This is a genomic window from Micromonospora sp. NPDC003776, from assembly GCF_053605645.1.
Window position 1 is genome coordinate 1 of record NZ_JBSGJR010000065.1, and the last position, 19,111, is coordinate 19,111.

General features: G+C 74.3%; 21 protein-coding genes and 1 pseudogene. 11 read left to right on the plus strand and 11 right to left on the minus strand.

Annotated elements, in window-relative coordinates; all coding sequences use genetic code 11:
• A pseudogene (locus ACWEVO_RS08620) lies at window positions 1-651 on the plus strand (ATP-dependent helicase C-terminal domain-containing protein); the annotation flags it as partial.
• Window position 652: 1 nt separating this feature from the next.
• Here ACWEVO_RS08620 and ACWEVO_RS08625 read toward each other — a convergent pair.
• Entirely contained in the window at window positions 653-1,384 is a 732-nt protein-coding gene (locus tag ACWEVO_RS08625; RefSeq protein WP_452306947.1) for a PP2C family protein-serine/threonine phosphatase, read from the minus strand.
• 211 nt (window positions 1,385-1,595) lie between these two features.
• Between ACWEVO_RS08625 and ACWEVO_RS08630 the strand changes: the two genes are divergently transcribed.
• The 3 genes from ACWEVO_RS08630 (at window position 1,596) to ACWEVO_RS08640 (ending at window position 5,607) form a co-directional block, all read left to right on the plus strand.
• Entirely contained in the window at window positions 1,596-4,205 is a 2,610-nt protein-coding gene (locus ACWEVO_RS08630) for a glycoside hydrolase family 9 protein (protein ID WP_452306948.1), read from the plus strand.
• Window positions 4,206-4,278: 73 nt separating this feature from the next.
• Complete coding sequence (locus ACWEVO_RS08635; protein WP_452306949.1) at window positions 4,279-4,629, plus strand: DMT family transporter; 351 nt, start codon at window positions 4,279-4,281, stop codon at window positions 4,627-4,629.
• Between the two features lie 66 nt (window positions 4,630-4,695).
• Window positions 4,696-5,607, plus strand: coding sequence for a hypothetical protein (locus ACWEVO_RS08640; RefSeq protein WP_452306950.1), 912 nt, complete (start codon window positions 4,696-4,698; stop codon window positions 5,605-5,607).
• Window positions 5,608-5,626: 19 nt separating this feature from the next.
• On the opposite strand, the gene ACWEVO_RS08645 is transcribed toward ACWEVO_RS08640, so the two are convergent.
• Window positions 5,627-6,139, minus strand: a complete 513-nt coding sequence (locus ACWEVO_RS08645; RefSeq protein ID WP_452306951.1) for a GNAT family N-acetyltransferase — start codon at window positions 6,137-6,139, stop codon at window positions 5,627-5,629.
• A gap of 64 nt (window positions 6,140-6,203) precedes the next feature.
• Here ACWEVO_RS08645 and ACWEVO_RS08650 point away from each other — a divergent pair, with 64 nt between their 5' ends.
• Complete coding sequence (locus tag ACWEVO_RS08650; RefSeq protein ID WP_452306952.1) at window positions 6,204-6,803, plus strand: HAD family hydrolase; 600 nt, start codon at window positions 6,204-6,206, stop codon at window positions 6,801-6,803.
• Window positions 6,804-6,837: 34 nt separating this feature from the next.
• Window positions 6,838-7,371 carry a GNAT family N-acetyltransferase gene (locus tag ACWEVO_RS08655; RefSeq protein ID WP_452306953.1) on the plus strand — a complete coding sequence of 178 codons (534 nt, stop codon included), beginning with the start codon at window positions 6,838-6,840 and terminating at the stop codon, window positions 7,369-7,371.
• A 3-nt stretch (window positions 7,372-7,374) separates the two neighbouring features.
• Here the strand turns inward: ACWEVO_RS08655 and ACWEVO_RS08660 are convergent, their stop codons facing one another.
• The 5 genes from ACWEVO_RS08660 to ACWEVO_RS08680 form a co-directional block, all read right to left on the minus strand.
• The gene (locus ACWEVO_RS08660; protein WP_452306954.1) at window positions 7,375-7,632 is read right to left on the minus strand and encodes a UBP-type zinc finger domain-containing protein; all 258 of its coding nucleotides are present in this window, start codon (window positions 7,630-7,632) and stop codon (window positions 7,375-7,377) included.
• A complete protein-coding gene (locus ACWEVO_RS08665; RefSeq protein WP_452306955.1) occupies window positions 7,629-9,209 on the minus strand; it encodes a Na+/H+ antiporter in 1,581 nt (526 codons plus the stop codon). Before ACWEVO_RS08665 ends, ACWEVO_RS08660 begins: the two co-directional genes overlap by 4 nt.
• 37 nt (window positions 9,210-9,246) lie before the next feature.
• On the minus strand, window positions 9,247-10,212 hold the full coding sequence (locus ACWEVO_RS08670) for a TIGR03885 family FMN-dependent LLM class oxidoreductase (RefSeq protein WP_452306956.1): 966 nt from the start codon (window positions 10,210-10,212) through the stop codon (window positions 9,247-9,249).
• A gap of 90 nt (window positions 10,213-10,302) precedes the next feature.
• Window positions 10,303-11,715 carry an NADP-dependent succinic semialdehyde dehydrogenase gene (locus tag ACWEVO_RS08675; protein WP_452306957.1) on the minus strand — a complete coding sequence of 471 codons (1,413 nt, stop codon included), beginning with the start codon at window positions 11,713-11,715 and terminating at the stop codon, window positions 10,303-10,305.
• Window positions 11,716-11,727: 12 nt separating this feature from the next.
• A complete protein-coding gene (locus ACWEVO_RS08680; RefSeq protein ID WP_452306958.1) occupies window positions 11,728-11,982 on the minus strand; it encodes a DUF6343 family protein in 255 nt (84 codons plus the stop codon).
• A 163-nt stretch (window positions 11,983-12,145) separates the two neighbouring features.
• Between ACWEVO_RS08680 and ACWEVO_RS08685 the strand changes: the two genes are divergently transcribed.
• Both ACWEVO_RS08685 and ACWEVO_RS08690 read left to right on the plus strand, forming a co-directional pair.
• The gene (locus ACWEVO_RS08685) at window positions 12,146-12,751 is read left to right on the plus strand and encodes an antibiotic biosynthesis monooxygenase (protein ID WP_452306959.1); all 606 of its coding nucleotides are present in this window, start codon (window positions 12,146-12,148) and stop codon (window positions 12,749-12,751) included.
• A gap of 113 nt (window positions 12,752-12,864) precedes the next feature.
• Complete coding sequence (locus ACWEVO_RS08690; protein WP_452306960.1) at window positions 12,865-13,713, plus strand: GDSL-type esterase/lipase family protein; 849 nt, start codon at window positions 12,865-12,867, stop codon at window positions 13,711-13,713.
• 7 nt (window positions 13,714-13,720) lie between these two features.
• Here ACWEVO_RS08690 and ACWEVO_RS08695 read toward each other — a convergent pair whose 3' ends face one another.
• The 3 genes from ACWEVO_RS08695 to ACWEVO_RS08705 all read right to left on the minus strand — a co-directional run bounded on the left by ACWEVO_RS08695 (window position 13,721) and on the right by ACWEVO_RS08705 (window position 15,643).
• On the minus strand, window positions 13,721-14,458 hold the full coding sequence (locus ACWEVO_RS08695) for an EcsC family protein (RefSeq protein ID WP_452306961.1): 738 nt from the start codon (window positions 14,456-14,458) through the stop codon (window positions 13,721-13,723).
• A 37-nt stretch (window positions 14,459-14,495) separates the two neighbouring features.
• Entirely contained in the window at window positions 14,496-14,642 is a 147-nt protein-coding gene (locus ACWEVO_RS08700) for a hypothetical protein (RefSeq protein ID WP_452306962.1), read from the minus strand.
• Window positions 14,643-14,749: 107 nt separating this feature from the next.
• Entirely contained in the window at window positions 14,750-15,643 is an 894-nt protein-coding gene (locus ACWEVO_RS08705) for a peptidase M23 (RefSeq protein ID WP_452306963.1), read from the minus strand.
• A gap of 434 nt (window positions 15,644-16,077) precedes the next feature.
• Here ACWEVO_RS08705 and ACWEVO_RS08710 point away from each other — a divergent pair, with 434 nt between their 5' ends.
• The 3 genes from ACWEVO_RS08710 (at window position 16,078) to ACWEVO_RS08720 (ending at window position 18,386) form a co-directional block, all read left to right on the plus strand.
• Window positions 16,078-16,998: a proteasome assembly chaperone family protein gene (locus ACWEVO_RS08710; RefSeq protein ID WP_452306964.1), complete on the plus strand. Its 921-nt coding sequence runs from the start codon at window positions 16,078-16,080 to the stop codon at window positions 16,996-16,998.
• A gap of 250 nt (window positions 16,999-17,248) precedes the next feature.
• A complete protein-coding gene (locus ACWEVO_RS08715; RefSeq protein ID WP_452306965.1) occupies window positions 17,249-18,046 on the plus strand; it encodes an exodeoxyribonuclease III in 798 nt (265 codons plus the stop codon).
• Between the two features lie 19 nt (window positions 18,047-18,065).
• A complete protein-coding gene (locus ACWEVO_RS08720; RefSeq protein ID WP_452306966.1) occupies window positions 18,066-18,386 on the plus strand; it encodes an antibiotic biosynthesis monooxygenase family protein in 321 nt (106 codons plus the stop codon).
• A gap of 243 nt (window positions 18,387-18,629) precedes the next feature.
• On the opposite strand, the gene ACWEVO_RS08725 is transcribed toward ACWEVO_RS08720, so the two are convergent.
• The coding region (locus ACWEVO_RS08725; RefSeq protein WP_452306967.1) for a class F sortase at window positions 18,630-19,111 on the minus strand (482 nt) is incomplete at its 5' end.

Consider the following 19,111-nt stretch of genomic DNA (forward strand, 5'->3'; position numbering starts at 1 on the left):
CTCCCCCGGCGCGCCGGCCGCCCGGGTGCGGCTGGCCGCGCCGATGGACGAGGCGACCGCGCGGGAGGCCGGCGGGCCGCTGCTGCGCACCGACCGCGAGGTCGGCTGGTCCGGCGGGGACGTGGTGGCCCGGGAGGTGGTCCGGCTCGGCGCGATCGTGCTGGCCGACCGGCCCCTCGCCGCACCGGACCCGGCCCGGGTCGCCGAGGCCGTCCTGGCCGGCTTGCGCCCGAGCGGCCTGGACCTGCTGACCTGGACGCCGGAGGCGGTCGCGCTGCGCCGCCGGCTGGCCTTCTGCTGGCAGGCGCTCGGCTGGACGAGGTGGCCCCGGAACGGCTCCCGGTGCCCAGCGGCTCCCGGATCCGGGTGGACTACGCCGACCCGGCCGCGCCGGTGCTGGCCGTCAAGCTTCAGGAGACCTTCGGCTGGCGGGACGCGCCGCGGATCGCGGACGGTCGGGTGCCGGTGCTGCTGCACCTGCTCTCCCCCGCCGGCCGGCCGGTGGCGGTCACCGCCGACCTCGCCTCGTTCTGGCGCACGGGCTACCCGCAGGTGCGGGCGGAGCTGCGGGGACGCTACCCCCGCCACCCGTGGCCGGAGGACCCGACGACGGCCGAGCCCACCCGGCACGCCACGCCGCGCCGGCGCTGACTCAGGCCGGCTCCTCCACCACGTCGGCGATCACCGCGGTCACGTTGTCCGGGCCGCCGGCGTGCAGCGCCAGGTCGATCAGCTTGGCCGCGCACGCCTCCCGGTCCGGGTAGCCGCCGAGCACCTCGGCCAGCGTGTCGGCGCGGACCACGTTGGAGAGGCCGTCGCTGCACAGCAGCCAGCGGTCGCCCGCCCGGGGCACCATGGTCGCGTACGACGGGGAGACCTCGTCACCCTGCAACGCCTGGGTCACCACGGCCCGGCGGGGGTGGCTGCTCGCCTGTTCGGCGGTGATCACCCCCTGGTCGACCAGCATCTGCACGAAGGTGTCGTCGCGGGTGACCTGCTTCAGCACGCCCTCGCGGAACAGGTAGGCCCGGGAGTCGCCGACGTGGGCCAGTGCCAGGCAGCTGCCGGTGCGGGCGAAGAGCAGCCCGGTCAGGGTGGTGCCCATGCCCTGGCGTTCCGGGTCCTCCTCGACGGCCCGCCGGATCCGCGCGGTGGCCAGCTCGATGCCGCTCTGCAGGGCGGCGACCAGCGCGTCCTCCGGGGTCTCCACGTCGAGTGGGGCCACCGCGTCGATGGCGATCCGGCTGGCCAGATCACCGGCCGCCATGCCGCCCATGCCGTCGGCGACGGCGACGAGCCAGCTGCCGGCGTGGAGCGCGTCCTGGTTCCCGCTGCGGATCAGCCCTCGGTCGCTCGCCCCCACGGAACGAAGCTTCAGGGTCATGGGAGGCAGCCTGCCAGGCGAAGGCATCAGTTGTCTCTAGGAGATCAGGACGATGCTGCGTGGCGCGGCGAATCTCACTGCCGGGCCGGCCCCGGCCGCATCGGGTCGGATCGATTGACAGCGGGGGAACGCGCTGGAAACATCTGCCTGGTATTGGGAGCGCTCCCAGCTTGGATCGCGCCTCCACCGCCCCCGCACGGAAGGACCCTCCGTGACCCCATCCCGACGCCGCCGCACGGCGCTCGCCGTGGCCACCGCCCTGGTGCTGACCGGCGCCCCCGCCGGCGTGGCGCAGGCCGAGGTGCCCCCGGCCGCCCCGGAGCAGCTGCGCAACGGCGACTTCAGCGACGGCACCGCCCCCTGGTTCTCGTACGGCACCGGGACGCTCGGCGGCACCGACGGCCGGCTCTGCACCACGGTCCCCGGCGGTCTCGCCAACCCCTGGGACGCCGGCATCGGCCAGGACGCCGTGCCGCTGATCAAGGGCGCCGAGTACGAGCTCTCCTTCGACGTCTCCGCCACCCCCGGGGCGGCCCTGCGGGCAGTGCTCCAGCTCGGCAGCGCCCCCTACACCACGTACGCGAGCGTGGACGCCGGCGCCACCGGCACCGCCGCGCACGTGACCACCACCTTCACCGCCCCGGCCGACAACCCGGGCGCTCAGTTGATCTTCCAGGTCGGCGGCAGCCCCGCGGCGCAGACCTTCTGCCTGGACAACGTCTCGCTGCGCGGCGGCGAGGCGGCCCCACCGTACGAGCCGGACACCGGGCCACGGGTGCGGGTCAACCAGGTCGGCTACCTGCCCGGCGGCCCGAAGAACGCCACCGTGGTCACCGCGGCCACCGACGCGCTGCCGTGGCAGCTGAGGTCGGCCGACGGCGCCGTCGTGGCCAGCGGCGAGGCCACCCCGCGCGGGGTGGACCCGGCGTCGGGGCAGCACGTGCAGACCGTCGACTTCTCCGCCTGGCGCACCCCGGGCACCGGCTACACGCTGACCGTCGACGGCGAGACCAGCCACCCGTTCGACATCTCCGGCACCCGCTACGACCGGCTGCGCGCCGACTCGCTCCAGTTCTTCTACGCCCAGCGCAGCGGCACGCCGATCGACGGCGACCTGCTCGGCGCCGGGTACGCCCGGCCGGCCGGCCACCTCGGCGTGGCGCCCAACCAGGGCGACACCGACGTGCCCTGCCAGCCCGGCGTCTGCGACTACCGGCTGGACGTGCGCGGCGGCTGGTACGACGCCGGCGACCACGGCAAGTACGTGGTCAACGGCGGCATCGCCACCTACCAGCTGCTGAACGCCTTCGAGCGGACCAAGACCGCGGAGACCGCCGGTGGCGGCGCGGCGCTCGGCGACGCCACGCTGCGGGTGCCCGAGCGGGGCAACAAGGTTCCCGACATCCTCGACGAGGCCCGCTGGGAGCTGGAGTTCCTGCTGCGGATGCAGGTGCCGGCCGGTCAGCCCCTCGCCGGGATGGCGCACCACAAGGTCCACGACCGGAACTGGACCGGGCTGCCGCTCGCCCCGCAGGACGACCCGCAGCCGCGCGAGCTGCACCCGCCGTCCACCGCGGCCACCCTCAACCTGGCCGCCGTGGCGGCCCAGTGCGCCCGGCTCTTCGCGCCGTACGACGCCGCCTTCGCGGCCCGCTGCGGCACCGCCGCGAAGACCGCGTACGCGGCGGCCAAGGCCCACCCCGCGGTGTACGCCAGCGCGGCCGACGGCAACGGCGGTGGCGCGTACGACGACTCGAACGTCACCGACGAGTTCTACTGGGCCGCGGTCGAGCTGTGGCTGACCACCGGGGACCAGGCGTACCTGACCGACCTGACCGCCTCGCCGCTGCACACCGCCGACGTCTTCGACACCGGCGGCGCGTTCGGCTGGCAGAGCGTGGCCGCCCTGGGCCGGCTCGACCTGGCCACCGTGCCCAACGCCCTGTCGGCCGCCGAGAAGACCCGGCTCCGCGCCTCGGTGACCGCCGCCGCCGACCGCTACCTGACCACCCTGCGCGGCCAGGCGTACGGGCTGCCGCTGCCCGGCACGGCCGGCGCGTACGTCTGGGGCAGCAACAGCAACATCGTCAACAACGCGGTCGTGCTCGCCACCGCCTTCGACCTGACCCGGGACGCGAAGTACCGGGACGGGGCGGTGCAGACCGCCGACTACCTGCTCGGCCGCAACGCACTGAACATGTCGTACGTGACCGGGTGGGGCGAGCAGCACGCGCGCAACCAGCACAGCCGGATCTTCGCCCACCAGCTGAACCCGGACCTGCCGAACCCGCCGGCCGGTTCCCTCGCGGGCGGCGCCAACGCCGGCCTCCAGGACCCGTTCGCGGCCAACCTGCTCGCCGGCTGCGCGCCGATGTTCTGCTACGTCGACGACATCAACTCGTACTCGACGAACGAGGTGGCGATCAACTGGAACTCGGCGCTGGCCTGGCTGGCGTCCTTCCTCGCCGACCAGGGCGACGCGGCGGCCGTGCCCGCCCCGGCCTGCGCCGTCACGTACACCACCCACGGCAGCTGGCCGGACGGCTTCACCACCCAGGTGACCGTCCGCAACACCGGCACGGCGGCGGTGAACGGGTGGACCCTGCGCTGGGCGTTCACCGGCGACCAGAAGGTGACCAACTACTGGTCCGCGCAGGTCGGCCAGTCCGGCGCCACCGTCACCGCGAAGAACGAGTCCTGGAACAGGACGATCGCCCCCGGCGCCACGGTCACCTTCGGCCTGAACGGCGCCACCGCCGGCGGCCCCAACCCCACCCCCACCCTCATCACCCTCAACGGAGCGGCCTGCACCCTCTCCTGATCCGCGGTCGGTGGCAGCAACTTCGGCGAGGTTGCTGCCACCACCGGTCGCGGAGGCGGCAACTTCCTCGATGATGTCGCCCGCACCCCGGTACGGTCCCGGGGTGGCGTACCTGTTCCTGCTGGGGGCGATCACCGCCGAGGTGATCGGGACCAGCCTGCTCAAGGCGACCGACGGCTTCACCCGGCTCTGGCCGACGCTCGCCGTGGCGGTCGCGTACCTGTCCTCGTTCGGGCTGCTCTCGCTGACGGTCAAGGAGATCCCGGTCGGCGTGGCGTACGCCATCTGGTCGGGGCTCGGCACGGCGGCCATCATGGCGATCGGGGCGGCCTTCCTCGGTGAGCCGCTCAGCGTCGCCAAGGTGGTCGGGGCCGGCCTGGTGATCGCCGGGGTGGTCGTGCTCAACCTGGGCGGCGCCCACTGACGGGCGGCGCCGGCTGACGCGAAACCCGGTGGACGCCCGGCGAGCGGGTACGCGATGGTGGCGGCCATGGACGGCGACGGACTCTCCAACGCGGAGCGTCGGGTGTGGGCGGCCCTGCCGGCCGGCGCCCGCGCCGCGCTCGCCGGCCTGCCCGCGGCGGACCTGCGCACGCTGCTGATGACGGTGGCCCGGGACCGCGCCGTGACCGTCCGCCCCGCCGACGTGCTGCGACGCTGGCGCGAGGACCGCTTCGTCCGCCCGGCGGACGTCGACCCCCGCGCGCTGGCCCGGGTGGAGGCACGGCTGTGGGAGCTGCTCCCCGCAGACGTCGCGGGCGTGGAGCTGTCCCCCGTCGCCCCGCTCGGCACCTGCACCGCCGTCGCCCCGGTCAGCCAGCACCGGATTGTCAGCACCATGCGCGGCACCGAGGTGGTGAGCGACCCGACCAACGCCCTCGCGGTCGAGGCGGCCGTACGCCGGCGGCGCGGCGACGAGGTGCACCTGGCCGCCGTGCACCGGGTGCTACGGGCGCAGGACTTCGGGCCGGGCGCGTCGGCGCACTTCCGCCTCTTCACGCTGGTCTCCAGCGCCCGGGACGCCGGGTCGGGACGTACCGAGGCGGGCCTCCTGGTCCGGCACCTCACCTTCTGGCGTACGGCGCTCGCCGACCTGGCCCCCGCGGCCGCGCCCCGGCTGCACCTCACCGTCCTCGATCCGGTCGTCGGCGAACGGCTCGCCGACACGGTGCGGCCGGCCCTTCCCGCCCACGGGGTCCGGCTGCATGACGAGCCGGACCGGGAGCGGGGGCGGGGCTACTACCGGGCGGCGGCGCTGCGCCTCACCCTCGCCGAGGGCACCCTGGAGATCGGCGACGGCGGATTCACCGACTGGACCGCCCGGCTCCGGGGCGACGTCAAGGAACGCTGCCTCGTCTCCTGCCTGGCCACCGAACGCCTGGTCGTCGAGGTGGGCGGGTGAGCGCGCTGGTGGTGAGCGGTCAGCCGACCGGACGGCGCATGGCGATCCGCTCGGCCGGGTCGAGGCCGAGCGCCGCCTCCGCGGCGAGCAACGCGGCCAGCCCGGGGGTCACCTCCGCCCCGGTCAGCTCGCGAAACCCGCAGCGCGCGTAGTACGGCCCGTTCCACGGCACGCTGCGGAAGGTGGTCAGGGTCAGCGCCGGCAGTCCCCGCCCGGCCGCCCAGCCGGTCACGTCGTCGAGCAGCCGCCGCCCGATCCCCCGCCGGGCGTACGCCGGGTCGACGCTGAGCTGCTGCACGTGCGCGCAGCCGTCCACCGGCTCGATGACCACGAAGGCGATCGGCCGGTCACCGGCGTCGACCGTCACGAGGAGCCGCCCGGCCCGCTGGGCGGCGGCCAGCGCGTCCAGTGGCAGCGGGGGCATGTCGGCGACCTCGGTCATGCCGATCCCGCGGAACGGCGCGCCGGAGGCCACCTCGATCCGCTGCACCTCGGTCAACTCGTCGGCCCGGGCGATCCTGCTCTGCTCCACGGTTGCCGACCCTGGCAGAGCGGGCGCCGGCCGGGCCAGCGGATTTCCGGCGTACCCTGCACCGGTGGTCCTCACCCTGCCGCCCGGCGACTTCCGCGCGTACCTGTTCGACTGCGACGGCACCATCGTCGACTCCATGCCCGTGCACCACCGCGCCTGGTGCGCGGCGCTGGACGAGTGGGGCTGCGAGTTCCCCGAGGAGCTCTTCTACGCGTGGGGCGGACGGCCGGTCGTCGACATCGTCGCCGACCTCAACGAGCGCCACGGTCTGGCCATGCCGGTCGAGGTGGTGATGCGCCGCCAGGAGGAGCACTACCAGCGCGGGCTGCCCGAGCTGACCGCCGTGCCGGAGGTGCTGGCGCACATCGAGGACGCCCACGGGCGGATCCCGTTCGCGGTCGTCTCCGGCAGCACCCGGGAGTCGGTCACCGCCTCGCTCACCGCGCTGGGCCTGCTCGACCGGTTCGAGACGCTGGTCTGCGCCGGGGACTACCGGCGACCGAAGCCCGACCCGGAGGGCTACCTGCTCGCCGCCCGGCGCGTCGGCGTGGCGCCCGAGCACTGCCTGGTCTTCGAGGACACCAGCCTCGGCGTACAGGCGGCGACGGCGGCGGGGATGGCGGCGGTCCGCGTACCGCAACCGTGGGAGCGGGCCGGGGTGTGATCGGCGCCGGCCGCCGGTGTAGCAGCATGGTGGCATGACCGACCAGCAGACTCTCACCGTCCGACCGGGCGGCCCGGACGACGCCGCCACCGTGCTGCGGCTGCTCGACAGCGCCACCGCCTGGCTGGTGGCGCGGGGCCGGACCGGCCAGTGGGGCACCGAGCCGGCGTCGTCCGACCCGCGCCGGATCGCGCAGGCCGACACGTGGGCCACGAGCGGCGGGCTCCACCTGGCGATGCTGGGTGACGTCGCGGTGGGCGCGCTGGTGGTGGGTGCGGCCACCGAGTACGTCCCGCCGGCCACCGAACCGGAGCTGTACGTCAACCTGCTGGTCACCGACCGGGCGTACGCCGGCCACGGGATCGGCGCGCGGCTGCTCGCGTACGCGGCCGAGCTGGCCCGCGAGCGCGGCGTGGGGCTGCTGCGGGTGGACTGCTACGCCGGCGACGACCGGGCGCTGGTCCGCTTCTACGAGGGCTGCGGCTTCACCGCCACCGACCCGTTCACGGTGGAGCGGCCCGGCCGGGCGCCGTGGCCCGGCCAGGTCCTCGCCCGCCGGCTGGACTGACGGTCAGCCGATCTCCTCGTCGACGAAACACCAGCGCCAGGACTCGCCGGGCTGGATCGAGCGCATCACCGGGTGCCCGGTGTCCGCGAAGTGCTTGCTGGCGTGCTGGTACGGCGACGAGTCACAGCAGCCGACGTGCCCGCAGGTCAGGCAGGCCCGCAGGTGCACCCAGTCGTCGTTGCCGACGGCGACGCAGTCCGGGCACTCGGTCGTGGTCGCCGGCTCGGTGTCGCCGGCCTCGGCCAGGTGCTGACAACTCATCCCTTGTCCTCCTGTCGCAGCAACGACTCCTCCAGGTCCAGGTCACGGTAGGCGCGGACCAGCACCTCCTCCGGGATCCGCCCGGAGTCGCGGGCGGCCCGGAAGACCTCCCGCTCGGCGTCGATCATCTCCTGCCGCAGCCGACCGTACGCCTGCGAGGGGGTCTCCCGCTCGGTGCCGCCGAGCCGTTCCCAGGCCAGGTTGGTGCGGCTCTGCACCAGCCCGCGCAGCCGCTCGACGACCGCGGCCGGCGCCCCCTCGGCCAGTTCCTCCAGGCGTTCCCGGGCCGCCCGGCCGGCCTGCTGCTGCACGGCGGCGGCGGAGAGCGCGTCCTGCACCGGGTCGTCCGGGGGCAGCTTGAGCGTACGGGCCACCGCCGGCAGGGTGGCCCCCTGCGCGACCAGGGTCACCACGATCACCGCGAACGCCAGCCAGATGAACAGCTGGCGCGGGTACGCCCGGCCGTCGGCGAGGGTGAGCGGCAGGGCGAGCGCCGCGGCCAGGGTGACCACGCCCCGCATCCCGGCCCAGCCGATGACGAGCGGGGTGCGCACCGACGGCGCCGGGTCCCGACGGCGGACCCGGGGCACCAGCCGGGCCAGGTAGGTGGCCGGGAAGAGCCAGACGTACCGGGTGAGCACGACGGCGGCCAGCACCGCGACGGTGATCCCGACCAGCCGGCCGAGCGGCTCGTCCAGGTCGCGGACAACCTCCCGCAGTTGCAGCCCGACCAGCAGGAAGACCAGCCCTTCCAGCAGGAACTGGATCAGCTTCCAGAAGGCGCTGGTCTGGAGCCGGGAGGCGGCGGACATCAGCAGCGGCTGCTTGTGGCCGATGCCCAGCCCGGTCACCACCACCGCGACCACCCCGGAGGCGTGGATCTCCTCGGCGGCGAAGACGACCGCGAACGGCACGATCAACGACAGCGCGTTGTCCAGCACCGCGTCGGTGGTCCGCTTGTGCAGGTAGCCGAAGACGACCACGCCGAGCAGGCCGACGAGGATGCCGCCGCCGGCGGCGACCACCACCTCCCGGGCCACGTCGGCGAAGCCGACGTGCCCGCCGGCCGCGGTGGCCGCGGCGATCGCCACCCGCAGCAGCACCAGCGCGGTCGCGTCGTTGACCAGGCTCTCGCCTTCCAGGATGGTGACGATGCGCCGCGGCAGGCCGACCTTGCGGGCCACCGCGGTGGCGGCGACCGCGTCGGGCGGCGCCACCACCGCGCCGAGGGCCAGGCAGATGGCGTACGGCACGCCGGGCAGGAGCAGGTACAGGACGGTGCCGACGACGAACGCGGTGAAGATCACCAGGCCGACGGCGAGCAGCAGGATCGGCCGCAGGTTCACCCGGAACGCCGGCACCGAGGTCTTCAGGGCCGCCACGTAGAGCAGCGGGGGCAGGATGCCGACCAGCACCAGGTTCGGGTCCAGCCGGACGTGCGGGATGAACGGCAGGAAGGACAGGCCGAGGCCGAGCACCACCAGCAGGATCGGGGCGAGCAGGCCGAGCCGGCGGGCCAGGGCCGCGCCGAACGTGGCGATCGCGAGGAAGACCACGACCTCGAACAGAGCTTCCATGGGGTACGAGCCTAGGGCGCTCAGGTTTCCGGCGTGATCACCCCACCCGGCGCAGTTTCGGCAGCACCTCCGCGCCGAAGGCGTCGATGAAGGGCCGCTGCTCCTGGCCGACGTGGTGCAGGGCGATCTGGTCGAAGCCCAGCTCGACGTACTCCTCCAGCCAGCCGACGTGCCGGCCCAGGTCAGCGGAGACGTTGACCGCGGAGCCGACCCTGGCCATCGGCACGTCCTCGCTGACCACGTCGAAGTGGTCGGTCATCTCCAGGTCCCAGCAGACCGGCGGGGCGAACACGTTGCTGCGCCACTGGTCGTACGCGATCGCCTCGGCCTCGGCCTGCTCGGGCGCCCAGCTGAGGTGCACCTGCAGGTGCAGCGGCCCGCGCCCGCCGGCGTCCCGGTACGCGTCGACCATCTCGCGCAGGTGCGCGACCGGGGCGTTGACGGTGATCAGGCCGTCCGCCCACTCGGCGCACCAGCGGGCGGTGGCCACGCTGACCGCGGCCCCGACGAGGGCCGGCGGCTGCTCGGGGCGGGTCCACAGCCGGGCCCGGTCCACGGTCACCAGGCCGTCGTGGCTGACCTCCTCCCCGGCGAGCAGCGCCCGGATCACGTCGACGCACTCCCGCAGCCGGGCGGCTCGGACGTCCTTGCGGGGCCAGCGGTCCCCGGTGATGTGCTCGTTGCTCGCCTCGCCGGTGCCCAGCGCGGCCCTGAACCGGCCCGGGTACATGGCGGCGAGGGTGCCGATGGCCTGCGCGACGATCGCCGGGTGGTACCGCTGGCCGGGCGCGTTGACCACGCCGAAGGGCAGGTTGGTGGCCTGGAGCGCGGCGCCCAGCCAGGACCAGGCGAAGCCGGAGTGGCCCTGGCGGGCACTCCACGGCGAGAAGTGGTCCGAGCACATGGCGGCGCCGAACCCGGTGCGTTCGGCGTGCACCACCGCCTCCAGCAGCCGGCCGGGATGGATCTGCTCATGGGAGGCGTGGAAGCCGAACACCGTCATGGGCGCACCTCCTACCCATGGCGGCCGAGATGTAAGCAGGGGCCCCCTTCTAACGCCTCCGGTAGAGGAAGGGGCCCCGCCTAACACTCGCTACTCGGCGTGCGACCCGGCGCCCGCGCCGGCCTGGCCCTCGCCGACCCAGACGGTCTTGGTGTTGCAGAACTCCCGCATGCCGACGGCGGACAGCTCGCGGCCGTAGCCGGAGTTCTTCACACCGCCGAACGGCAGGTACGGATAGGACGTGGTCATGCCGTTGATGAAGACGTTGCCGGCGTCCAGGTCGGTGGCGAAGCGCTCCTGCTCGTCCGGGTCCGTGGTCCACGCGTTCGAGCCGAGACCGAAGTTGGTGCCGTTGGCGACCTCGATCGCCTCCTCGTACGAGGACACCCGGTAGAGGCCGGCGACCGGGCCGAACACCTCCTCGGCCCACATCCGCATGCCGGGCCGCAGGTCGGTGACCACGGTCGGCGGGTAGTACCAGCCGTCCCCGTCGGGCTTCTCGCCGCCGCACAGCACGGTGGCCCCCTGGTCGACCGCGTCCCGCACCTGGGCGTGGATGTCGTCCCGGCCGCGTTCGCTGGCCAGCGGGCCGACGTCGGTGTGCTCGTCCATCGGGTCCCCGACGCGCAGCGCCGACATCCGGGCGGCGAACTTCTCGGCGAAGGCGTCGAAGACGTCGGTGTGCACGATGAACCGCTTGGCGGCGATGCAGGACTGCCCGTTGTTCTGGCAGCGGGCGGTGGTGGCCACCTCGGCGGCCTGGTCCAGGTCGGCCGAGGGCATCACCACGAACGGGTCGCTGCCGCCGAGTTCCAGCACGGTCTTCTTCAGTTCCCGGCCGGCGCTCTGCGCGATCGACCGGCCGGCGCCCTCGCTGCCGGTCAGGGTGGCGGCCCGCACCCGGGGGTCGCGGAGGATCCGGTCGACCGCGTCCGAGCCGACCAGCAGGGTGGTGAACGCGCCCTCGGGGAAACCCGCGCGGCGGAACAGGTCCTCCAGGTAGAGGGCGGTCTGCGGCACGTTGGAGGCGTGCTTGAGCAGGCCGACGTTGCCGGCCATCAGGGCCGGCGCGGCGAACCGCATGACCTGCCAGAGCGGGAAGTTCCACGGCATCACCGCGAGCACCGGGCCGAGCGGCTGGTAGCGGACGAAGGCCCGCTTGGCCTTCACCGCGGCGGCGTCGGCGGGCTCGTCGGCGAGCATCCGCTCGGCGTTGGCGGCGTAGAAGCGGCAGGCGGCGGCGCACTTGGTCACCTCGGCCTTCGCCGCCGCGTACGTCTTGCCCATCTCGGTGGTCATCAGCCGGGCGGTCTCGTCGCGCTCGGCCTCGAGCAGGTCGGCCGCGGCGGTGAGCCACTGCCCGCGCTGCCCGATGGTGGTGCCGTGCAACTGTCGGAAGGCCAGGTCGGCCCGCTCGATGGCGGCGTCCACCTGCTCGTCCGACATCTGGTCGTACGTCTTGAGCACCTGTCCGGTGGCGGGATTGGTGGTGGCGATGGGCATCTCGTACTCCTGTCACTCGAACAGTGAGTGCCGCACGCCCGGCTCCTCCCGGTGGCGGGCGGCGCGGCGGCGCTGGATGACGACCAGGTCGACCACGGCCACCGCCGCGAGGACCGCGCAGACGACGCCGAGCCAGGCCAGATGCGCCCAGAAGGCGACCACGGCGAACAGGGTCATCGTGACCAGGCCGAACGTGGCGAGCACGAGCCGCAGGTTCAGCGCGCTGTACGCCGCGTTGACCCGGCGGCGGGGCTGTGATCGGGTCATTCCTCCGGGCTACCCCCGCTCGGGCGGCCCTAACCGGCTGCCCCCGCCCGCCCGGTGATCCCCGACACGGACCGGCTCCCCGGCGAATGCGGGGAGCGCAGGCTTGCGTTACACCGGTCTGCCGCGACCGGACCGATCCCGGCGACGGCGGAGAGGATGAGGCATGACCACGACGCAGGCCGTCCCCGTCACCGTCGCCGTCGCCCGGCGCGCCGACCCGGCGCGGACCGACGAGATGGTGGCCTGGATGCGGGCCGGTACGGCGCTGGCCGAGTCGTTCCCGGGCTTCCTCGGTGCCGGGTTCGTGCAGAGCGCCCCCGGGTCGCCGGAGTGGCACGTGATGTACCGCTTCGCCGACGCCGAGACGTTGCGCCGCTGGGAGGAGTCGCCGCAGCGGAACTGGTGGCTGGATTCCGCGCAGGGCATCGTCGAGCACACCCGGGTCGAGCGGCGGACCGGGATCGAGGGCTGGTTCGATCCGCCGGTGGACCACGTGGTCGAGAAGTTCGTCGCGGGCCACGCCGAGCCCGCCGCGCCGGCCGCTCCGCCGCGCTGGAAGCAGGCGGTGACCATCTGGCTGGCGTTCTTCCCGCTGAGCCTCACCGCGACCCTGCTCACCGCCCGGTTCATCGCCGACGTGCCGCTGGCGCTGCGCACGCTGCTCATGACGCTCTGCCTGACCCCGCTGATGACCTACCTGGTGCTGCCCCGGATCACCCGGGCGCTGCACTGGTGGCTGCACGGCCAGCCGGCGCCGTGGCGGCGATAGCACGCGGATGTGAACGACCGTTGTCGATGCCGGAAAGGCGACAGAAGTCCCGGCGTCACGGTCGGTGTGCATAGGGTCGACGCGCTGCTGCACGCCGCCGGACGGGGGGCGACATGTCTCGACGTGGGGTCACCGCGCTGGCCTGCCTGGCGGCGCTGGTCGCGCTCGCCTGCGACGGCGCCGGTTCCGCGTCCCCCCGGCCGTCCGGCTCCCCCCGCCCCGGCGAGCCCGCCGCCGTGCTGGTCGCGCTCGGTGACTCGATCAGCACCGGCTTCGGCTCCTGCCTGGTGCTGGTGAGCTGCGAACGGAACTCCTGGTCCACCGGCACCAGCGTCCGCGTGGACAGCCACTACCGGCGGCTGCGCGAGCGCGACCCGGGGCTGCGGGCGGTCAACCGGGCGGCGCCGGGGGCACGGGCACGGGCGCTGCCCGGACAGGCCGCCGCGGCGGTCCGGGACCGGGCCGACCACGTGACGGTGCTGGTCGGCGCGAACGACGCCTGCCAGGGCGACGTGGCCGCGATGACCCCGGTGACCACGTTCCGCACCCAGGTGGACGCCGGGCTGCGCACGCTGCGCAGGGGCCGGCCGAAGGCCCGCGTCCTGGTGGTCAGCATCCCCGACCTGTACCGGCTCTGGCAGGTCGGCCACACCGACGAGCGGGCGGTCCGCGCCTGGGCGCACGGCGTCTGCCCGGCGCTGCTGGCCGACCCGACCTCCACCGCCCCGGCGGCGGTCGCCCGGCGGACCCGGTTCCGCGAGCGGATCGACGACTACAACGACCAGCTCCGGGCGGCGTGCCGGGCGTACGGGTTCCGGTGCCGGTGGGACGGCGGCGCGGTCCACCGGGCGCGGTTCGACCTGGACCAGGTCAACAGCCTCGACTGGTTCCACCCGAACGCCTCCGGGCAGGCCCGGCTCGCCGAGGTGACCTGGGGCGTGGCGCGCTGGGTGGACGACTGACCCGGGGTCAGGGCCGGCGCTGCTGCGGCAGGGCGCCCGGCCCGCCCCGGTAGAGGGCCCGGGCCCGCTCGGCGAGGTCCTTGGTGGCCGACGAGTTCGCCCAGGTGCCGAGGACGATCGCCGCGCCGGGCACCACCTTCGCGACGATCCGCTTCGCCGCCCGTACCCCGGCCATCTGGGCCAGCCGGAGGCCGAGCTGCACCATCACCCGTCCCAACGGGCGCTCCCCGGCCATGCCGAAGAGCGCGCCGGCGCGCTCCCGCCCGGCGGCCACCCCGAGCGCGAGCCGGGCGCTCTCGGCGACCTTGTGCACCTTCTGCAGCACCAGCAGGTCGGTCGCCCGGTCCGGGTGCACCGGGTCGACCCCGTACGCGGCGGCCACGTGCAGCACCAGCCGGGCCTGGGTCCAGGCCAGCACCCCCACGTCGAGCACCGCGCCGGGCAGCCCGGCCGCGCCGGAGACCGCCCCGGAGAGCCGGGCGTGGTTGAGGAACCTGCGGACCGCCTGGTCGGCCAGCTCCTCGCCCGGGACCTCGGGGCGCTGTGCCCGCTCCCGGGCGGCCCACTGCGCGGCCTCCGGCCCGAGCCGCCGCACCGCCTCCAGCGCCAGGTGCTCCGGGGCGTACTGCGGGTCGTCCCGCATCCGGTCCCACAGGGTGGCGGGCGGCGCCTCGGGGGCGTCCCCGGGCGCGGCCGGCTGCGGGGGGACGGCGTTCCCGCCGTCGACGGGGGCGGGGTCGGTCACGAGGGGCTCCCGGGGGCTCGAACTGTGGGCGTACGGGTCAGCGCCGGCGGCTGGACAGCCGGGTCGCGAGCTGCTTCAGCCGTTGCTGGTTCTCCGGCTTGGCCAGCTCCCGCCGGCCGCGTTCGACCAGCTGCTGGCCGCGCGGCGACCGCAGGAACGTGCTGATCCGTTGCACCAGTGACATGGTGTCCTCCCGTCCGCGGTCCCCCTCATGTGTACCCGGGACCGGCAATCCCCCGGTACCCGGACCGGACCGCCGACAACCGTCCACACCGGTCACCCCGGACCGGGTCAGGCGAGGATCGCGTCCACGACCTCGGTGGCCGCCCACTCGTGCTGCGCGTACGCCCACGGGAACGCGGAGACCTGCACGGCCTGCGCGGCGTCGGTGAGCGCCATGTCCTGCCAGCCCGGGATCTCCTCGAGCGCGCTCAGGAACGCCTTGGTGGCGTACTTCGGGTCCATCAGCTCGCCGACCGTGCCCCAGCCGCTGCTCGGCCGCTGCTGGAACAGCCCGACCGAGTCGTGGTCCCAGCCGATGGCCTGGTGGGGGTAGTCCTGCGACTCGGGCAGCACGCCGCTGGCGTAGTTGTAGAGGTTGCTCTCCTGCATCGCGGTGGCCACCGCGATCACCAGGCCGCGGCGCGGCACGCCCATCTCCCGGCCGGCCTGCACGATCTTCTTGGCGTTGTCCATCTGGTCCTGGTCCAGCCCGGCCACCGGGACGATCCGCTTCGGCTTGGGCTTCGCCTTCGGCTTGGGCTTCGTCGTCGCGGCCGGGGTGGCGGTGGCGGTGGGAGTGGGGCTGGCGGCCGGGGTGGTCGGGGTGGTCGGGGCGGGCGTCTGGCGCTCCAGGCCACGGGAGGCGGCGTCGAGCGCCGCCCGCTGGGCGACCTCCTGCTGCGACGGCGCCGGGCTGGTGGCACCGCCGACCCCGCCGATCCCCACCTGGCTGAACCCGAGCAGGCCGAGGCAGCAGACCGCGCCGGTGGCGACCGCCAGCTTGGTCCGGCCGGGCCGGGCCGCGAGGGGGTTAGCGATGCCGCTCAAGCGGGTACGGAGGGAAGGTCGGGGAGTGGGAGTCTCCACGGAGTCGGCTGACCGGACGGTGGAGGGAGTATCGTCCGAACGGTCAATCGTGCCGTCGAGGCCGTGCTGGTCGTCGAGGGTGCCGTCGTCACGCATTCGACGAGGCTAGGCAGGAGGAACGCTGGTCACCCAGCGTGATCCTGTGGGCCTGGCCACAATCCGGCTCCGGCAACCCGGACATCGGCGGGCAGCCCATCCTGGTCCGGGGCAGCCCTCGCGAAGCAGGCGAACCTCCGATCCGCGCCGGGGCGCGCCGGGGCGGGGAGGAACCCGGACACCGACCGACGCCCCACCCCAAGGTCCACTAACTCGGCCGTTCGATTGATCCACTGCTAGGCCTTTCACCCGAAAGTCCGAGCAAGATCAACGTATTCGCCCCGATCTGCACCCCACCTCGACCGGTTCGTGATCACCCGCCGCCCCCCGAACCGGGCCGTAACGGAATGGACCAGGATGGCCGGTACGTTGGCCCCACGGGGAGCCGTGCGCGCACGGCCGCCGTACGCGCGTTTCCAGGGAGGTCTCCACCGGTGCTCGACCCACACGAGCTCTACGAACTCAGCGACGATCTGCCCGAACTCGGCCAACCGGTGCTGATCCAGGCGCTCACCGGCTTCGTCGACGCCGGCAGCGCCACCCGGCTGGCCCGGGAACAACTGCTCACCTCCCTGGAGGCGCAGCCCATCGCGCGGTTCGACGTCGACCAGCTCTTCGACTACCGCTCCCGCCGGCCGGTGATGACCTTCGTCGAGGACCACTGGGCCGACTACGACGCGCCGGCGCTGGAGCTGCACCTGCTCCGCGACGACGACGAGACCCCGTTCCTGCTGCTCACCGGCCCCGAGCCGGACCTGCAGTGGGAACGCTTCGTGGCCGCGGTCGCCGGCCTCGCCACCCGGCTCGACGTCCGGCTCACCGTGGGCCTCAACTCGATCCCGATGGCGGTGCCGCACACCCGGCCCAGCGGCGTCACGGCCCACGCCACCCGGCGCGAGCTGATCGCCGGCTACGAGCCCTGGCTCCAGCGGGTCCAGGTGCCCGGCAGCGTGGGCCACCTGCTGGAGTACCGCCTCGGCGAGCAGGGCCGCGACGCCCTCGGCTTCGCCGCGCACGTGCCGCACTACGTCGCCCAGACCGAGTACCCGGCCGCCGCCGAGGCACTGCTCGCCGCGGTGTCCCGCAGCACCGGACTGCTGCTGCCCCGGGACGGCCTGCGCAGCGCCGCCGAGGTGGTCCGGGTGGAGATCGACCGCCAGGTCGCCCAGACCGAGGAGGCCGCCACCCTGGTGCAGGCCCTGGAGGAGCAGTACGACGCGTTCGCCCGGGGTCGTACCCAGCAGAACCTGCTCGCCGCCGAGACCGGACCGCTGCCCACCGCCGACGAACTCGGCGCCGAGCTGGAACGCTTCCTCGCCGAGCAGACCCGCCCCGGCGACACCCCGGACCGCTGAGCTTCTCCACCCGCTCGCGCGGCCTGCCGCCGCACGGCCCGCTCCGGCGGCCTGCCGCCGCACGGAATGCGGCAGCCCGTTGTCTCCCACGGCAGGGACACCGCGGGATGCCGCATCCCGAGTCGACCGTCCCGACGGCGGCGGCGGGCACCGGCGGCCGAGCGGCGGCGGGCGGGCGACGGCCGGTGGTCGGCGGCCCTGCCGGCGCGCTGACTCGGCAGGCGGCGGCGGGATGGGGCAGGCTGGAGACATGCGCCTGGCGACCTGGAACGTCAACTCGGTGAAGGCCCGCCTGCCCCGGCTGCTCGACTGGCTGGCCGGTACGAAGCCGGACGTCGTCTGCCTGCAGGAGACCAAGTGCCCCGACGGGGCGTTCCCGGTCGCCGAGGTGGGGGAACTCGGCTACGAGGCGGCCAGCCACAGCGACGGCCGGTGGAACGGGGTCGCCATCCTGTCCCGCGTCGGGCTGGCCGACGTGGCGGTCGGCTTCCCCGGGGAACCCGGCTTTCCCGAGCCGGAGGCGCGGGCCATCTCCGCCACCTGCGACGGGGTCCGGGTCTGGTCGGTGTACGTACCGAACGGCCGGGCGCCCGACGACCCGCACTACGCGTACAAGCTCGCCTGGTTCGCGGCGCTGCGCGACGCGCTGGAACCGGAGCTGGCCGCCGGCCTGCCCCTGGCGGTCTGCGGGGACTTCAACGTCGCCCCGACCGACGCCGACGTCTGGGACCCGGCGCTCTTCGTCACCTCCACCCACGTCACCCCGCCCGAGCGGGCGGCGCTCGCGGCGCTGCGCGACCTCGGGCTGAGCGACGTCGTGCCGACCCCGATGAAGGGGCCGCACCCGTTCACCTACTGGGACTACCGGGCCGGCATGTTCCACCAGAACAAGGGCATGCGGATCGACCTCGTGTACGCCTCCGCGCCGTTCGCCCGCGCGGTCCGCTCCGCGTACGTGGACCGGGAGGCGCGCAAGGGCAAGGGTCCCTCCGACCACGCCCCGATCGTGGTCGACGCCGACCTGGTGCCTGCCGTCGAGGGGTTCTGATCCCCGTAGGGTGGGACGCATGGCAGTCGTGAAGATCAACGCGATCGACGTTCCGCCCGGTGCCGGCGAGGAGCTGGAGAAGCGGTTCGCGGCCCGGGCCGGCGCGGTGGAGAACTCGCCCGGCTTCCTCGGCTTCGAGCTGCTCCGCCCGGTCGCCGGGGAGAACCGCTACTTCGTCTACACGCGGTGGGAGTCGGAGGAGGCGTACCAGGCGTGGGCGCAGGGTCCGTCCCGGGCCGCGCACGCCGGCGGCGGGGGCGGCGAGCCGCGCAAGCCGGTCGCCACCGGGGCCACGCTGCTGGAGTTCGAGGTGGTCCAGCAGGTCCCCGGCCGCGGCTGATCCACCCGCACCACACCCTCCCCGCCCCGCCACTGCAGATCTTGGACAGTTCCGGTTCCCAGCGAACGGCAACTGTCCAAGATTCCGGCTGACCCGACGCCGCACGGGGGCGGTGGGCCACACGGAGCGGCCCGGACGGGCGCCCGGATGGGCGGCCGGATGGGCGGCCGTGCGGTGAGTCGTTGGTGACATCAGCTCCAAAGGGGCTCCAACCCGAAACCCCGCCCCGGAGCGCTCCGGCCGTCAGGGCCTGCGGGTGCCGACCAGGGAGGCGAACGTGATCACGTTGTCCTGGTAGCCGGTGCGCCCGCCGCGCCACTCGCCGCCGCAGGTGATCAGGCGCAGCTCGGGAGGGCCGGAGTCGCCGTAGACCCGGTCCGCGGGGAGGTTGGCCTTGTCGAAGTACTCCACGGTGTCGACCATGAAGGTCACCACGCTCCGGTCCGACCGGGTCACCTCGATCCGGTCGCCCGGCTTGAGGTCACGCAGGTGGTAGAAGACCGCCGGCCCGCTCTTGGTGTCCACGTGCCCCACGATGATCGCCCGGCCGGCCTCGCCCGGGACCGCGCCGCGGTCGTACCAGCCGGTCTGGTTGTGCTGGGTCAACGGCGGGACGTCCACCGAGCCGTCCTTCGCCTGCCCGACCGGGGTGATCGGCGCGGTCACCTTGATCGCCGGCACGGAGAGGCTCACCGGCCGGCTGGCGGGCGCGCGGACCCGCGCGG

What these genes read in the sequence shown, in the direction of transcription:
- ACWEVO_RS08625 (WP_452306947.1), bottom strand. Translation starts at nt 1,384, where the DNA reads ATGACCCTGAAGCTTCGTTCCGTGGGGGCGAGCGACCGAGGGCTGATC.
- ACWEVO_RS08635 (WP_452306949.1), top strand. Translation starts at nt 4,279, where the DNA reads ATGTCGCCCGCACCCCGGTACGGTCCCGGGGTGGCGTACCTGTTCCTG.
- ACWEVO_RS08640 (WP_452306950.1), top strand. Translation starts at nt 4,696, where the DNA reads ATGGACGGCGACGGACTCTCCAACGCGGAGCGTCGGGTGTGGGCGGCC.
- ACWEVO_RS08655 (WP_452306953.1), top strand. Translation starts at nt 6,838, where the DNA reads ATGACCGACCAGCAGACTCTCACCGTCCGACCGGGCGGCCCGGACGAC.
- ACWEVO_RS08660 (WP_452306954.1), bottom strand. Translation starts at nt 7,632, where the DNA reads ATGAGTTGTCAGCACCTGGCCGAGGCCGGCGACACCGAGCCGGCGACC.
- ACWEVO_RS08665 (WP_452306955.1), bottom strand. Translation starts at nt 9,209, where the DNA reads ATGGAAGCTCTGTTCGAGGTCGTGGTCTTCCTCGCGATCGCCACGTTC.
- ACWEVO_RS08670 (WP_452306956.1), bottom strand. Translation starts at nt 10,212, where the DNA reads ATGACGGTGTTCGGCTTCCACGCCTCCCATGAGCAGATCCATCCCGGC.
- ACWEVO_RS08675 (WP_452306957.1), bottom strand. Translation starts at nt 11,715, where the DNA reads ATGCCCATCGCCACCACCAATCCCGCCACCGGACAGGTGCTCAAGACG.
- ACWEVO_RS08680 (WP_452306958.1), bottom strand. Translation starts at nt 11,982, where the DNA reads ATGACCCGATCACAGCCCCGCCGCCGGGTCAACGCGGCGTACAGCGCG.
- ACWEVO_RS08685 (WP_452306959.1), top strand. Translation starts at nt 12,146, where the DNA reads ATGACCACGACGCAGGCCGTCCCCGTCACCGTCGCCGTCGCCCGGCGC.
- ACWEVO_RS08690 (WP_452306960.1), top strand. Translation starts at nt 12,865, where the DNA reads ATGTCTCGACGTGGGGTCACCGCGCTGGCCTGCCTGGCGGCGCTGGTC.
- ACWEVO_RS08700 (WP_452306962.1), bottom strand. Translation starts at nt 14,642, where the DNA reads ATGTCACTGGTGCAACGGATCAGCACGTTCCTGCGGTCGCCGCGCGGC.
- ACWEVO_RS08705 (WP_452306963.1), bottom strand. Translation starts at nt 15,643, where the DNA reads ATGCGTGACGACGGCACCCTCGACGACCAGCACGGCCTCGACGGCACG.
- ACWEVO_RS08715 (WP_452306965.1), top strand. Translation starts at nt 17,249, where the DNA reads ATGCGCCTGGCGACCTGGAACGTCAACTCGGTGAAGGCCCGCCTGCCC.
- ACWEVO_RS08720 (WP_452306966.1), top strand. Translation starts at nt 18,066, where the DNA reads ATGGCAGTCGTGAAGATCAACGCGATCGACGTTCCGCCCGGTGCCGGC.